The organism is Promicromonospora sp. NPDC060271, from assembly GCF_042726755.1.
Lineage (GTDB): Bacteria > Actinomycetota > Actinomycetes > Actinomycetales > Cellulomonadaceae > Promicromonospora.
Genome location: NZ_JBHXBG010000140.1, coordinates 1 through 13,990, shown reverse-complemented (window position 1 = coordinate 13,990; position 13,990 = coordinate 1). Strand labels below are relative to the sequence as shown.

The 13,990-nt window shown below is 71.9% G+C and carries 14 protein-coding genes and 1 riboswitch; of the genes, 8 read left to right on the top strand and 6 right to left on the bottom strand.

Features of this window, described 5'->3' with window-relative positions:
- Positions 1–160: 160 nt before the first annotated feature.
- From ACFWE2_RS19250 to ACFWE2_RS19235, 4 genes are all read left to right on the top strand, one after another.
- Positions 161–919 carry an alpha/beta hydrolase family protein gene (locus ACFWE2_RS19250; protein ID WP_377225823.1) on the top strand — a complete coding sequence of 253 codons (759 nt, stop codon included), beginning with the start codon at positions 161–163 and terminating at the stop codon, positions 917–919.
- A 150-nt stretch (positions 920–1,069) separates the two neighbouring features.
- Positions 1,070–1,366, top strand: coding sequence for a phosphoribosylformylglycinamidine synthase subunit PurS (gene purS, locus ACFWE2_RS19245; protein WP_377225822.1), 297 nt, complete (start codon positions 1,070–1,072; stop codon positions 1,364–1,366).
- Positions 1,366–2,115, top strand: a complete 750-nt coding sequence (gene purQ, locus ACFWE2_RS19240; protein WP_377225821.1) for a phosphoribosylformylglycinamidine synthase subunit PurQ — start codon at positions 1,366–1,368, stop codon at positions 2,113–2,115. The genes purS and purQ overlap by 1 nt, the downstream gene beginning before the upstream one ends.
- Positions 2,116–2,142: 27 nt before the next feature.
- On the top strand, positions 2,143–3,300 hold the full coding sequence (locus ACFWE2_RS19235) for a GNAT family N-acetyltransferase (protein ID WP_377225820.1): 1,158 nt from the start codon (positions 2,143–2,145) through the stop codon (positions 3,298–3,300).
- Between the two features lie 83 nt (positions 3,301–3,383).
- On the opposite strand, the gene ACFWE2_RS19230 is transcribed toward ACFWE2_RS19235, so the two are convergent.
- From ACFWE2_RS19230 to ACFWE2_RS19220, 3 genes are read right to left on the bottom strand one after another with little or no spacing between them, the layout of a single operon-like run.
- Positions 3,384–4,199, bottom strand: a complete 816-nt coding sequence (locus ACFWE2_RS19230) for an MBL fold metallo-hydrolase (protein WP_377225819.1) — start codon at positions 4,197–4,199, stop codon at positions 3,384–3,386.
- A gap of 4 nt (positions 4,200–4,203) precedes the next feature.
- The gene (locus ACFWE2_RS19225; protein ID WP_377225818.1) at positions 4,204–4,593 is read right to left on the bottom strand and encodes a type II toxin-antitoxin system VapC family toxin; all 390 of its coding nucleotides are present in this window, start codon (positions 4,591–4,593) and stop codon (positions 4,204–4,206) included.
- Positions 4,593–4,841, bottom strand: coding sequence for a type II toxin-antitoxin system Phd/YefM family antitoxin (locus tag ACFWE2_RS19220; protein WP_377225817.1), 249 nt, complete (start codon positions 4,839–4,841; stop codon positions 4,593–4,595). Before ACFWE2_RS19220 ends, ACFWE2_RS19225 begins: the two co-directional genes overlap by 1 nt.
- Before the next feature lie 170 nt (positions 4,842–5,011).
- Between ACFWE2_RS19220 and ACFWE2_RS19215 the strand changes: the two genes are divergently transcribed.
- Positions 5,012–7,492, top strand: a complete 2,481-nt coding sequence (locus ACFWE2_RS19215) for a glycoside hydrolase family 3 N-terminal domain-containing protein (protein ID WP_377225816.1) — start codon at positions 5,012–5,014, stop codon at positions 7,490–7,492.
- Between the two features lie 134 nt (positions 7,493–7,626).
- On the opposite strand, the gene ACFWE2_RS19210 is transcribed toward ACFWE2_RS19215, so the two are convergent.
- Both ACFWE2_RS19210 and ACFWE2_RS19205 read right to left on the bottom strand, forming a co-directional pair.
- Positions 7,627–8,892, bottom strand: a complete 1,266-nt coding sequence (locus tag ACFWE2_RS19210) for an O-succinylhomoserine sulfhydrylase (RefSeq protein WP_377225815.1) — start codon at positions 8,890–8,892, stop codon at positions 7,627–7,629.
- Positions 8,889–9,338, bottom strand: coding sequence for a rhodanese-like domain-containing protein (locus tag ACFWE2_RS19205; protein WP_377225814.1), 450 nt, complete (start codon positions 9,336–9,338; stop codon positions 8,889–8,891). The genes ACFWE2_RS19210 and ACFWE2_RS19205 overlap by 4 nt, the downstream gene beginning before the upstream one ends.
- A gap of 242 nt (positions 9,339–9,580) precedes the next feature.
- Between ACFWE2_RS19205 and ACFWE2_RS19200 the strand changes: the two genes are divergently transcribed.
- Together ACFWE2_RS19200 and ACFWE2_RS19195 are read left to right on the top strand one after the other, a co-directional pair.
- Positions 9,581–9,751, top strand: coding sequence for a hypothetical protein (locus tag ACFWE2_RS19200; protein ID WP_377225813.1), 171 nt, complete (start codon positions 9,581–9,583; stop codon positions 9,749–9,751).
- 44 nt (positions 9,752–9,795) lie between these two features.
- Positions 9,796–9,909, top strand: a riboswitch (SAM riboswitch).
- 31 nt (positions 9,910–9,940) lie between these two features.
- Positions 9,941–11,362 (top strand): aminotransferase class V-fold PLP-dependent enzyme, encoded by a 1,422-nt coding sequence (locus tag ACFWE2_RS19195; protein WP_377225812.1) that lies wholly within the window; start codon positions 9,941–9,943, stop codon positions 11,360–11,362.
- Between the two features lie 48 nt (positions 11,363–11,410).
- On the opposite strand, the gene ACFWE2_RS19190 is transcribed toward ACFWE2_RS19195, so the two are convergent.
- A complete protein-coding gene (locus ACFWE2_RS19190) occupies positions 11,411–12,919 on the bottom strand; it encodes an amidase (protein WP_377225811.1) in 1,509 nt (502 codons plus the stop codon).
- A gap of 184 nt (positions 12,920–13,103) precedes the next feature.
- Here ACFWE2_RS19190 and ACFWE2_RS19185 point away from each other — a divergent pair, with 184 nt between their 5' ends.
- Positions 13,104–13,940 carry a hypothetical protein gene (locus ACFWE2_RS19185; protein ID WP_377225810.1) on the top strand — a complete coding sequence of 279 codons (837 nt, stop codon included), beginning with the start codon at positions 13,104–13,106 and terminating at the stop codon, positions 13,938–13,940.
- Positions 13,941–13,990 lie beyond the last annotated feature (50 nt).

Genomic DNA, 13,990 nt, shown 5'->3' with positions numbered 1-13,990 from the left:
GACCCCCAGGTCACTCGGGTGACCTGGGGGTCTGACACGTGCGCACGCGTCTGACACGTGCGCCGGTCGAGCCTGCCGAGACCGTCTCGCTGCGTGTCGGCGTCATCCCCACGAAACTCGGGCGGCGTTAATATCGCCGCCTGTCGACAGGGGAGTTGTCGTGGCTGAGCGCGTCACGTTCGAGAGCACCACGGGGCCGCGCCTCGCGGGCATCGTCGATCTGCCCGAGGGCGAGGTGCGCGGCTGGGGAGTGTTCTCCCACGGGTTCACGCTGGGCAAGGACTCGCCGGCCGCCGCCCGGATCTGCAAGCAGCTCGCGGTCGAGGGCATCGGGATGCTCCGGTTCGACAACCTGGGCCTCGGTGACTCCGAGGGCGACTGGGGTGACGGCTCGTTCACGCACAAGGTCGCCGACACCGTGCAGGCGTGTCGCTTCATGGCCGACCAGGGGCGGCCGGTCCACCTCCTGGTGGGGCACTCGTTCGGCGGCGCGGCCGTGATCGCGGCCGCCGGGGAGGTCCCGGGCGTGCAGGCGGTCGCGACGATCGGCGCACCGGTCCAGCCGCGGCACGCCGAGCACAACTACGACGCCGTCCTGGGCCGTGTCTTCGACGAGGGGCACGCCCAGTGGATGGTGGGCGGGCGTGCGCTCACGCTCAAGCGGCACTTCGTGGAGGACGTCCGGCGGGCCGAGCTGCGCTCGAAGATCCGCGAGATGGGCTCGCCCCTGCTGGTCATGCACTCCCCGACGGACAGCACCGTTGACATCTCGAACGCCGGGGAGATCTTCCGGGAGGCGCGGCACCCGCGGTCGTTCGTGTCGCTGGAGGGCGCGGACCACCTGCTCACCGCGCCGGGTCAGGCCAAGCGCGCGGCCCGCATCATCAGCGCCTGGGCGGACCAGTACCTGACGGTCTGACGGCGCCGCGCCTACGGCGCCGTCGTCCGGCGCTGCCCGAGGGCGGCCGCGCGGCGCAGGTCACTGCCCCCGGGCAGCGGGGCGCCCTGGCGCACAAGTAGACTCTCCCCGGAATCCCCATCGCCTTTCGCCAGTCAGCTAGGAGCTTTCGTGGGACGCGTTGTCGTCGAGGTCATGCCCAAGCCCGAGATCCTGGACCCCCAGGGCAAGGCTGTGGTCGGAGCGCTGCCGCGCCTCGGCTTCACCCAGTTCTCCGGTGTGCGTCAGGGCAAGCGGTTCGAGCTCGAGGTGGACGGTGAGGTGACGCCGGAGATCCTCGCGGCCGCTCAGGAAGCAGCGGCCACCCTGCTGTCCAACCCGGTGATCGAGGACGTGGTCTCCGTCACCGACGCCACTCAGGACGCCGCCGTCGCCGGTGAGGCGAGCGGCGCGCCGGTGAGCGCCTGATGTCGGCGACCGAGCCGACGTCGGCCGCCACGCCGATGCCCGGGATCGAGGACGCCCGCATCGGCGTCATCACGTTCCCCGGCACGCTCGACGACCGTGACGCGGCGCGCGCCATCCGCCTGGCCGGTGCCGAGGCGGTGCCCCTGTGGCACGCGGACGCGTCGCTGCAGGACGTCGACGCCGTGGTGCTGCCAGGCGGCTTCTCCTACGGCGACTACCTGCGTGCCGGTGCGATCAGCCGGTTCGCCCCGGCGATGGCCGCGGTGGTCGACGCCGCCAACGGCGGCATGCCGGTGCTCGGTATCTGCAACGGCTTCCAGGTCCTGACCGAGGCGCACCTGCTGCCCGGCTCGATGGTCAAGAACGACCACCTGCACTTCGTGTGCCGGGAGCAGTCGCTGATCGTCGAGAACGCGCGCACGGCGTGGACCAACGAGTTCCGCCGCGGGCAGCAGATCAAGATCCCGCTGAAGAACCAGGACGGCCAGTTCGTCGCGGACGAGCGCACGCTCGACGAGCTCGAGGGTGAGGGCCGCGTCGTGTTCCGCTACGACGGCTGGAACCCGAACGGCTCCCGCCGCGACATCGCTGGCATCACCAACGACCGTGGCAACGTGGTGGGGCTCATGCCCCACCCCGAGCACGCGGTCGAGGCCGGCTTCGGTCCGGCGTCCGCCGAGGGGCCGCGCGCCGGCGTCGACGGGCTGACGTTCTTCACGTCGGTGCTGTCCTCGCTGGTCCACGCGTGACCGTCGGCCCGGTCCGGGCAGGCGTGCATGGCCGCTGAGGTTCTCGCGGGGATCAGCATCGAGAACGTCGGCTGGGACCACGTCGAAGCCGTCCGGCTGCGCGCCGAGCAGCAGCGTGAGATCGACGTCCGGTATGCGCAGCCCGGCACGCCTCCGGTGGCGTCCGGGCCGGACCCGCGCGACCAGGTGGATCCCTCGATCGTGTTCGCGACTCTGCTGCTGCGCGTCGACGGCGAGCCTGCCGGGCATGCCGCGATGCGCGACCTGTCGGGCCGCGACGACCACCAGGGTGGCCTGCACCCCGACGGGACCGCCGAGGTCAAGCGGGTGTACGTGGCGCCGGGCTTCCGCGGTCGCGGGCTGTCCCGCACCCTGATGAACGCTGCGGAGGACGCGGCCCGGGCCGCGGGCGTGCGGCACCTGATCCTGGAGAGCGGGCTCATGCAGCCCGAGTCGCTGGGGCTGTACCTGCGGCTGGGCTACGACCCGGTCGAGCCGTTCGGTGTGTTCGCGGACGAGCCCGACTCACGGTGCTTCGGCAAGTGGCTGGTGCCGGATTCCCCGCCCGCGCCCGTCGAGCCCGCGGCGGTCGAGGCCGCGTCGGCGGTCGAGCCCGTCGAGGCCCCGGAGCTCCGTGAGGTGCCATGGGACGACCCCGCCGCTGCCGCGCTGCGCCGCGGCATGTGGGCCTTTCACGAGGAGCGCTACCCCGAGCTCGTGCGCGGCGTCGAGGCGCGCGGCGGGTACGACGTCTTCGACGCCGAGCGAGGGCACGACGCGCGGGCGACCTTCCTGGCCACGCTCGACGGGCAGCCCGTTGGCTGCGCGACGCTCGCGGCGGCGCAGGTGGGGCCGGCACATCTCACGACGGACCCGCTGACCGGTTATGCGGGGCTAACGCGTTCGGCCGTCGGTCTCGGCGCCGAGGACCCGAGCGGCTTCGAGATGCGGAGCGTGTTCGTCGACCCGGCCGCCAGGCGGGCAGGGGTCGCGAAGGCCCTGGTCCGGCAGATCGAGGAGAGTGCCCGACGCCGGGGCGGTCGAGCGCTGTACCTCGTGACGGGCGTCCGGCAGCCGGAGGCGTTGCGCCTCTACGTGGGGCTCGGCTACCGGCCGGTCCTGCCGTTCCCGCCGCACGACGCCCCGGACGACCCGCTGCTCCTCTTCCTCGGCAAGGCCCTCTGACGAATGCGGGGTCCGTTGCTCTGCGTAGATCTTGTCCACGCAGAGCAACAGACCCCGCAGACCTGTGGTCTCCGAGGAAGCAGCTACACGTGCCGCAGGTACTCGAGCTGCGCCCGCACCGACGAGCGGGCCGCGATGAGCACGGACGGGTCGACGTCGGCGTAGACGGCGCCGGTCACGGCGTCCAGAAGCGTGTCCGGGAGCGGTGACCCGGCGCCGGGCAGCTCCGCCCCGAGGCCCGTGAGCGCCGCACGCACCTGGTCCAGCCGCTCCAGGCGGTGCGAACGGTACGCGCGCACCGCCGAGCCGAGGTCCTGGATCACCGGCCCGTGCCCTGGCAGGCCGAGGACCGGCCCCGGCAGGTCCAGCGCGCTCAGCCGGTCCAGCGTGCGCAGGTAGTCGCGCAGCGAGCCGTCCGGCTCGGCCAGCACGGTGGTCCCCTGCCCCAGCACAGTGTCGCCGGTGAGCACCACGGACGAGGATCTGTCAGACACCACGAAGCACATCGAGTCGGCGGTGTGCCCAGGCGTCGCCAGCACCTCGATGCGCAGGCCCGCGACGGTGAGCACCTCGCCGTCGGACAGCGGCTCGACGGCCGTACCGCCGGCGCCGTCCACGCTGAACTCGGGCAGCCCGCCCCGCGAGGGTGCCCCGGTCAGCTCCCGGAACCTGGCCAGTCCGCCCGTGTGGTCCGGATGGCGGTGGGTCACGAGCGTCAGCTCCACCGGGCCGGCCGCGGCCAGTGCGGCCAGGTGCGGTTCCAGCAGCGGGCCGGGGTCCACGACCACACAGCTCGACGAGCCGGGCGCACGCAGCACGTACGACCGGGTGCCGTCGAGAGTCATCGGGCCGGGGTTGTCGGCGCGCAGCACCGAGACCGAAGGTGTCACCGGAGTCATGTGCTCAGACCAGTCGCACGGGCCCTGGGTACCTCGAGACCGTCTCGTCGTGGGTGACGAGGAGGATGCCTTCGTGGGTCGCCTGCGCGACGAGGAGCCGGTCGAACGGGTCGTTGTGGATCGGCGGGAGCCCGGCGACAGCAGCCGTGTGGGCGCCGTCGATCGGCATCTCGCCGTACCCACTGTCCAGCAGGTGCTTGCGCATGAGGTGCGGGTCGAGGGTGAAGTCCACCCTCCCGAGAGAGGACTTGATCGCTACCTCCCAGATGCTTGCCGGGCTGAACAGGGGTTCGGTCGAGGGGTCCACCAACAGGTCGCGCGCACCCTGGGGGAGCCGCTCCTGGTCGTCCAGGAGCGCCCAGATCAACAGGTGGGTGTCGAAGAAGGCGAGCATCAGGCTCCCTCGAACATAGAGCGGATCTCCTCGGAGCCCATCGTGTCGAAGTCCTCTGGCACCTGCACGTGACCCTTGAGGGCTCCGAAGCGGCGGGCTACTCGTGCATCTGAGCCCCCCTGGTGCACCGGGCTCAGGGTCGCCACGGGGACTCCCGCGCGCGCGATGGTCACCGTCTCGCCCTTCTCGATGTCCGCGAGCAGGCGGGAGAGATGGGTCTTCGCGTCATGAACGTTGACTGTGAGCATGATGCCCTCCTGCATGGACTAACTGGACCAAGTCCACCTTAGTCCGCTCGGCACCAGGACGCAACGGAGACTCATCGGATCGCCTTGTCCAGGTCAACAGGGCTTGTGCCGGGGCGCACTGCGGTGTGTGATCGGTAAATCACCTCCCAATGTCGAGAGGAACCCCCAGGATGTCCGCCCTTCCCGGCATGGCGCAGACCCTCCGCCCCCGCAGAGTTCCAGCCGTTCTTGCCACCGCGGCACTCGCTGCGAGCATCCTCGTGCCGACCGCCGCCCCCGCCGCTGCGAACGCCGAGGTGGTCGTGAGCGCGGGACCGGTCGCCTTCGTGGAGGACGGCGACACCGCGACTGTCACGGTCACCGTCCGGGCGGACGGCGACGTCCTCGACGAGCCGGTCACCGTCGACTGGCGCACGGGTTCCGGCACCGCGACCGCCGACGTGGACTACGAGGCGGGTTCGGGCACCGTGGAGTTCGCGGCGGGTACGCCGTCGGGCACCGAACGCACGATCACCATCCGGACCAGGGAGTCGGAGGCGGGCGAGACGGCGGAGACCGTCCCCGTGGCGCTGGCATCTCGCGACGCGGAGGTCACTACCGACGCCACCGTCGTCGTCCGGGCGCACGACCTGCCCTACCTGGACGAGCGCCTGCCCGTCGAGGAACGCGTCGCCGACCTCGTGAGCCGGATGACGCTCAAGGAGAAGGTCGGGCAGATGACGCAGGCGGAGCGCGGCAACGTGGCCGGCTCCCCCGCGGTCATCACGGAGCTCGGCCTCGGCTCGATCCTCAGCGGCGGTGGCTCGACGCCCGCCGACAACACACCGGAGGGCTGGGCCGACGCGATCGACGGCTTCCAGGAGCGTGCGCTCGCCACCCGCCTGCAGATCCCGCTGGTCTACGGCGTCGACTCGGTGCACGGGCACGGCAACCTGGCCGGCGCGACGATCCTGCCCCACAACATCGGGCTCGGCGCCACGCGCGACCCGCTGCTCGTCGCCAGGGCCGAGCGCATGGTCGCGACGGAGACGCGGGCGACGGGCATCCCGTGGACGTTCGCGCCCTGCCTGTGCGTCGTGCGCGACGACCGCTGGGGCCGGACCTACGAGTCGTTCGGTGAGCATCCGGCGCTGGCGAGCGTGCTCGGCGCGGCCGCGGTGCTCGGGTTCCAGGGGACGCACCTGGACAGCAGCCGGTCGGTCCTCGCGACGGCCAAGCACTTCGTGGCCGACGGCGACACCACGTACGGCACCGGCGAGGGCGAGTACACCGTGGACCAGGGCATCACCGAGCGGAGCCGCAGGCAGGTCGAGTCCGTGGACCTGCCGCCGTACGCCACGGCGATCGTGGCCGGCGTGGGCTCCGTCATGCCCAGCTACTCCAGCATGGACTGGACCGACGACGGCCTCGGCAACCCCGTGAAGATGCATGCCCACGACGAGCTGATCAACGGGTGGCTCAAGCGGGACCACGGCTTCGACGGGTTCGTCATCAGCGACTACCAGGGCATCCACCAGATCCCGCCGCTCGCGGCCGACTCTCCCACCACCGACCAGATCGTCACCAGCGTGAACGCGGGCGTCGACATGTTCATGGAGCCGTCGCAGTTCGAGCGGTTCCACACGCGGCTGGTCGCGGCGGTGCAGGACGGCGCCGTGACGCCGGAGCGCATCGACGACGCCGTGTCCCGGATCCTCACCGCCAAGTTCGAGCTGGGCCTGTTCGAGGAACCGTTCGCCGACCGGTCCCACGCCGACGACATCGGCTCCGCCGAGCACCGGGCGATCGCCCGCAAGGCCGTGGCGGATTCCCAGGTCCTGCTCAAGAACAGCCGCCGCGCGCTGCCGCTGGACGACGACGACAGCATCTACGTGGCCGGGCGCAACGCGGACGACCTCGGCAACCAGGCGGGCGGCTGGACCGGCACCTGGCAGGGCTTCTCGGGGGACGTCACCGAGGGCACCACGATCCTGGAGGGCATCGCGGCAGCGGCCGACGACGTCACCTTCAGCGAGGACGCCTCCGCGCCGACCGACGGGGCCGACGTCGGCGTCGTCGTCGTGGGCGAGACGCCGTACGCGGAGGGCTTCGGCGACGTCGGCGGCCCCGAGTGGGCCTGGGACCCGGCCGACGCAGGCGTCCCGCGCGAGGAGAAGTCCATGTCCCTCCAGCCCGGCGACGCAGAGATCGTCGAGAAGGTCTGCGCCGAGATCGAGACCTGCGTGGTCCTGATCGTGTCGGGCAGGCCGCAGGTGATCACCGAACAGCTCGGTTCGATCGACGCCCTGGTCGCCTCGTGGCTCCCGGGCACAGAGGGTGACGGCGTAGCGGACGTGCTGTTCGGCGAACGCCGCTTCACGGGCCGCCTCCCGCTCTCGTGGCCTAGGTCGGCCGATGACCCGGTCGTGAACGTGGGCGACGAGGACTACGACCCGCTGTTCCCGTTCGGCTGGGGCCTGTCCACAGGCGGCCCCAACTGGCACCTCTCACACCTCGACGAGCACCGCCTGGACCTCCAGGACGAGGTCCTGGACGAGGCCGACGGCGTCCCGCCGCAGGCCGCACAGGCGATAGCCAAGGCCGACGTGGCCGAGCTGGAGGGCAAGAAGGCCCAAGCCCTCCGCCTCTTGAAAGAGGCAAGCGAAGACTGACCCGACCTGACCTACGAGGGGTGGGGGAAGGAGAGGTGCGGCCGGCCTCGCTCACGGGCCCCAGGGGCCCTCGGCTACGGCTTGACGGCCGGCCGCACCTCTCCTTCCCCCACCCCGGACGGAACCAGAAAAACTCAGCGCGAAACAGCCAACGCCTGCTCCAGATCCTCGATCAGATCGAGCGTGTCCTCCAGGCCTACCGACAGTCGCACGGTCGTCTCCGCGATGCCAACGGCGGCGCGCCCCACCGCACCGAGCTTGCGGTGCGTGGTGGTCGCGGGATGCGTGACGAGCGACTTCGCGTCCCCGAGGTTGTTCGAGATGTCGATCACCTGGAGCGCGTCGAGGAACCCGAAGGTCCGCTTCTTCGCGGTCTCGGCGTCCGTGCCCTCCGGCACCGCGAGGTCGAACGTGACCACGGTGCCGCCCCCGCTCATCTGCGCGCGAGCGAGCTCGGCCTGCGGGTGGGAGTCGAGGAACGGGTAGCGCACGGTGCCCACCCCTGGCAGCTCCTCCAGGGCCCGCGCGACGGCGAGCGCGCTCGCGCCCTGTGCCGCGAGCCGCACCGGCAGCGTCTCCAGCCCCTTGATCAGCGTCCACGCGTTGAAGGGTGAGAGCGACGGCCCGGTGTTGCGGATGAACGTCTGCACGGGCCCGGTCACGTACTCGGTGGTGCCGAGGATGGCGCCGCCCAGCACACGCCCCTGCCCGTCGATGTGCTTGGTCGCGGAGTAGACGACGACGTCGGCGCCCAGCTCCAGCGGCCGCTGCAGCAGCGGGGTGGCGAACACGTTGTCGAGCACGACGGTCGCCCCGGCGGCGTGCGCGAGGTCGGCGACGGCGCGCACGTCCACGATGTCCTGCATCGGGTTGGAGGGCGTCTCGAAGAACACGACGTCGGCGGGCGTCGAGAGCGCCTCCTCCCACTGGGCGAGCACGTGCCCGTCCACGTAGTCGGTGCGCACGCCCCACTTCTTGAAGACCTCCTCGAAGATCACGACGCTGGACCCGAACAGGGCCCGGGCCGCGACGATCCGCGATCCGGACTGCACGAGCGCGGCGAGCGACGTGAAGACCGCTGACATCCCGGTCGCCGTCGCGTAGCAGGCCTCAGCGCCCTCCAGCAGGCGCAGACGCTCCTCGAACGTGTGGACCGTCGGGTTGCCGTAGCGCGAGTAGACGAACCGGTCGAGGTCGCCGGCGAAGGCGGCCTCCGCCTCGGCCGCCGAGTCGTAGACGTAGCCCTGGGTGAGGAACAGCGCCTCGCCCGTCTCCTGGAACTCGGTCCGCTGGTGACCGCCGCGGACGGCGAGCGTCGCGGGTCGGACGTGCCGGGGGAGCGGCTTGCGGCCGGACCCGCCGGGGGTCGCGTCGGGCGGGAAGGCTCCGGTGACCGTCACTGAGCGCCCTCCGTCCAGGGCAGCCCGGCGACCTTCCAGCCCTGCTGGTCGCGGACGCCGTCGGCGCCGGGCGCACCCTCGAAGCCCTCCAGCACGTTGTACGACGGCGCGATGCCTGCCGCCGTGGCGAGCCGTGCCGCGCCGATCGAACGCTGGCCGGAGCGGCACAGGAACACGACCGGACCGTCCGTCACGCCCGCGGCCTTGAGCTCCTCCAGGAACTGCTGGTTGGGGCGGCCGCCGGCCCGCACCCACTCGCTGAACACCGGCTGCTTCTCGAGCGAGGCGGTGTCGGGGATGCCGATAGCGCGCCACTCGCCCTCGGTGCGGACGTCCACGAGGGTGGCGGCCGGGTCCGCGGCGAGCAGGTCCCAGGCCTGCTGGGGCGTGAGGTCGCCGGCGTAGCCGTCGGCGGGGCGGGCTTCGCTGTGCGCGGGGACGCTCATGTGCTCCTCCATCGGTCGTGGCGGTAGCACCCTCGTCCGTTCTCGCCAGGCCGGTATGACAGGGCGGGAACGCTGGGTTGCTGCGGCGTCGTCGTGCCACGTCACTCGGCCGCTCGGGATGGTCGCTTTGATCCTACGACACGACGTCCGGTAGGTGGGATGCTGTCTCGCACTCTGGTCGGGGCTAGGGTCGCGGTGTGGATGGCACTGTGGACAAGCCTGTGGAAGCTGTGGATAGCCCTGTGGATGAAGCCAGGGACGACCGGGAGCTGACCGGCGACGTCCCCGGCTGGCCGGTGCCGGCGTGGCCGGCCGAGGTGCGTGAGCACTCCGCGATGTACCGGGCCGACGCCGACCGGATCGCCGCGCTCATCTCACAGCCGGAGCGACCGGATCGTGAGACCAGTATCTGAGACGAGCGTTGACAGGAATTTTGCCGCAGCACAGGATGACGTCAGGTCATGAGTGCCAGCGTCAAGCCCCGGCTCGCTGGTCGGCAACCCTCCTACCGCGGTGGGGTGCCCCGGGTGACGACCTGGCCGCGTGCAGCCGCGCGTGGCAAGCGCGGGGGAACCTCCCCCAGGACTGTGCTGGAGGACGTCATGTCTGCAACCACCCTCACCCGTGACGGCGCGGTCGCCGACGTCGCCCCGCTGCGGCCCGTCGTCGGCGGCGAGACGCTCGTCCCGCTGGTGGACGGCAGCCGGGTCCCGTACGCGAACCTCGACGTCGCCGCGTCGGCGCCGGCCCTGCAGGCCGTGGCCGACCGCGTCACCCAGGTGCTGCCCCTGTACGCCAGCGTGCACCGCGGCGCCGGGTACCTCTCCCAGGTGAGCACAGCGCTCTACGAGACCGCCCGCCGCACCATCGGTGCGTTCGTCGGCGCCCGCGAGGACGACCTGACGATCATCACGCGGAACACGACCGACTCCCTCAACCTGCTGGCCGGCTGCATCCCCGCGCAGGCCGACGGCGCGCCGGGCCGGGTGCTCGTGCTCGACGTCGAGCACCACGCGAACCTGCTGCCCTGGCAGCGCGGTACCGACGCGACCGTGGTGACCGGTGGCGCGACGGTCGCCGAGACGCTCGACCAGATCCGCGAGGAGCTGTCCGACGCCGCCGCCGCGGGACGCCCGTTCGCCCTCCTCGCCCTCACCGGCGCCTCCAACGTGACGGGGGAGTCGCTCCCGGTCGACAAGATCGTCGCGATCGCTCACGAGTACGGCGCCCGCGTGGTGCTCGACGGCGCCCAGCTCGTACCCCACCGCCGCATCTCCCTGGAGACCACCGGCGTCGACTACCTCGCCTTCTCCGGGCACAAGACCTACGCCCCGTTCGGCGCGGGCGCGCTGGTGGGCCGCCGCGACTGGCTCGACGCAGGCACGCCGTATCTCGCGGGCGGCGGCGCCGTGCGGCGCGTGCGGGTGGCAGGCACCGAATGGCACGAGGGCCCCGCCAGGCACGAGGCCGGATCCCCCAACGTCATCGGTGCGGTGGCGCTGGCAGCGGCGTGCGAGGAGCTCGCCGCGCTCGCTCCCGCCGACGTCGCGGCGCACGAGAACGCGCTCCGCCGTCGGCTCGTGTCGGGGCTCGAGGCGATCGACCGCGTCGAGGTCGTGCGCGTGTGGGCAGACGCCGTCGACCCGGTGGGCGTGGTGACGTTCACCGTGGCGGGCTACGACCCGGGCCTCGTGGCGGCATACCTGTCCGCCGAGCACGGGATCGGCGTGCGCGACGGCCGGTTCTGCGCCCACCCGCTGCTCGGCCGCCTCGGGTTCGACGCCGGTGCGGTGCGCGCCTCGGTCGGCGTCGGCACCGCAGGCGAGGAGGTCGAGCGCCTGATCTCGGCGGTGGGCCGGCTGGTGGCCGAGGGCCCGCAGGCCGGGTACGACGTCGTCGACGGGCTCTGGGTCGTGACCGACGACCCGCGCCCCGTCCCGGAGGGCTCAGGGCTCGCCGGCCTGCTGGCGACCGCCGCCCTGGGCTTCGACGAGAACTTCGGCTGCCTCCCGGACGAGGCGTAGCACGTGTCAGACGGGCAGGTCACCCGAGTGACCTGCACGTCTGACACGTCAGAGGGGGAACGTGCGCGGGCGGGGGAGCTCCGCCTCCAGCTGGGCCGCCAGCGCCAGCAGGGTGAGCTCGCCGCCCGGCCTGCCGACGATCTGCACGCCCATCGGCAGGCCCGCCGGCGCCTCGGGGGTGGCCTCGGTCCAGTGCGTCGGCACGGTGATCGCCGGCAGTCCCGCGACGTTGAGCATCGACGTGAACGGCGTGTACTGGCACTGCTGCTCGAAGTTCCGCTCGGGGTCCTCGGCGTCGTACCAGCCGATGGGCCGGGGCGTGAGGGCGAGGGCGGGCGTCAGCACGGCGTCGTACGCGCTGACCTGCGTCACCAGGGACCGCTCGAAGGCGGTGAGCGTGCGCACCGCCTCGGCGAGCTGCCGCGCGGGCACCTCGCGACCCGACCGGATCAGCCACCGCGTCAGCGGCTCCAGCCTGCCGAGCGTCTCCGGGTCGTCGATCGGCACCGCGGAGGCGCCGCCCATCCACAGCGTCCGGAACGCCGGCGCGTACTCGGGGGCGTCGGCCAGCGCGGTCTCCTCCACGTCGTGCCCGAGCCCGGACAGCGCCCGCGCGCCGACCTCAAGCGCGACGCGTGCCTCGGGTGACACCCTGATGTCGTAGAAGCCGTCCCAGGCCGACGAGGTGGTCACGCCGATGCGTGCGCGGCTGTCTCCCGGCCCGCGGCCGCCGGTTCCCGGCGCGGGCAGCGCCGCGCGCCGGGCCGCCGCCAGGTAGCTCCCCGCCTCGTACGACGGCGCCCGCAGCGAGTACGGGTGCGCGACGTCGCCCCCGGCCCGCCGTGGGAGCATCGCCTCGAGCAGGAGGGCGGTGTCGGCGACGGTGCGCGCGATCGGTCCGTTCACGACCAGCCCGCCCAGCGAGTCGACGCCGCTGCCCGCCGGCAGGAGCCCTCGCGTCGGCTTGAGCCCGACGACGCCGCAGGCCGCCGCCGGGATCCGGATCGACCCGCCGCCGTCGGACCCGGGGGCGAACGGCAGCATGCCCGCCGCCACCGCAGCGGCCGCACCGCCGCTGGAACCGCCGGCGCCGCGGGTCAGGTCCCACGGCGTGCGTGCGGGCGGGGCGTCGACCGGCTCGGTGTAGGCGGGGAAGCCGAGCTCTGGCGCGGCGGTCTTGCCGAGGCTGACGATGCCGGCGGCGTCGAGGACCTGGACTATCTCGTCGCTCTCCTGGGCCGGCGGCAGGTTCGCGAACGCGCGCGACCCGAACCCGGTGGGCACACCGGCGCGGTTCCACAGGTCCTTGTCGCCGGTGGGCAGCCCCCACAGGCTGCCGGGCGCCGGGGAGCCGTCACGGCGCGGTCCGCCGTCCTGCTGGAGCGCTGCCGCCCGCTGTCTGGCGAGCTTCGGGGTGACCGTCGCGAAGGCCCCGACGCTGGGGTTCAGCCGTTCCACCCGCTCGAGGAAGTGGTCGGTGACCTCGGCGGGCGTGAGCTCTCCTGAGGCGAGGAGGTCGCGGAGCTCGACGGCGGTCCGCTCATGCAGGGCATCCATCCGGCCAGGCTATGTGGTCCGCCGCGGCGGGCCGGCCTTCGGCAGTGCGGCCTCCGCATATGTACCACTTCGCGGTCAAATGCACGCCGGGGCGGTAAATCCCATCGCGCAGAATGCGCTTCTCCGGCATATGTTCGTGGAGTGCTGTCACCTTTTTAAGGCGCACCACAGCGATGTGCGCGAGGTGACGAGAAAGATCTCGAAGGGGGAGAGAACCATGCCATTCCTGAATGCAGGACTCGTTGTGCCGAGCGCGGTCGACTGGCTGGAGCCGCTCACGAGCGCTCTCGGCGCGATCGCAAGCTTCATCCCGAAGCTGCTCGTGTTCCTGATCGTTTTCCTCATCGGGTACTTCATCGCCAAGGCGGTCGCCCGGTTCGTCGGGATGATCCTGACGCGGATCGGCTTCAACAGGGTGCTGGAGAGGGCGGGGGCCAACAGGCTTCTCGCCGGCTCGGGCATCGAGCCGATCTCGCTGCTCACGAAGATCATCTACTACTTCATCCTGCTGATCACGCTGCAGCTCGCGCTGAGCGCGTTCGGGCCCACCAACCCGGTGAGCGCGATCGTGAACGACATAGTCGCCTGGCTCCCGAGCCTGGTCGTCGCGATCGTGATAGTGGTGATCGCCGGTGCCATAGCGAATGCGGTGAAGGACCTCATTCAGGGCTCGATGGGCGGCGTTTCCTACGGCCCGCTGGTCGCGAAGGTCGTCTCGTTCTTCATCATCGCGCTCGGTGTTATCGCCGCGGTGAACCAGATCGGCATCGGCACCACCGTGACAATGCCTGTGCTCGTGGCATTCCTGGCTACCGTGGCGGGAATTCTGATCGTCGGTGTCGGCGGTGCGCTGATCGGCCCGATGCGTTCGCGGGTCGAAGGTGCCCTCGACAACCTGTCGGACGCCGGCGCCGCAGCCGCGGCCACGCCGGTCGCCCAGCCCGTCGCCACTGCTGGCGCCGCGCCGGACGGTGCCCCCGGTACGTCGGGTTCGTTCGCGCCGCCGCCGCGCGACGTCTGATCGCCTGACCAGCCGGCAGACCACGGCGCCGGGGTCGTACCGTCCTGGAC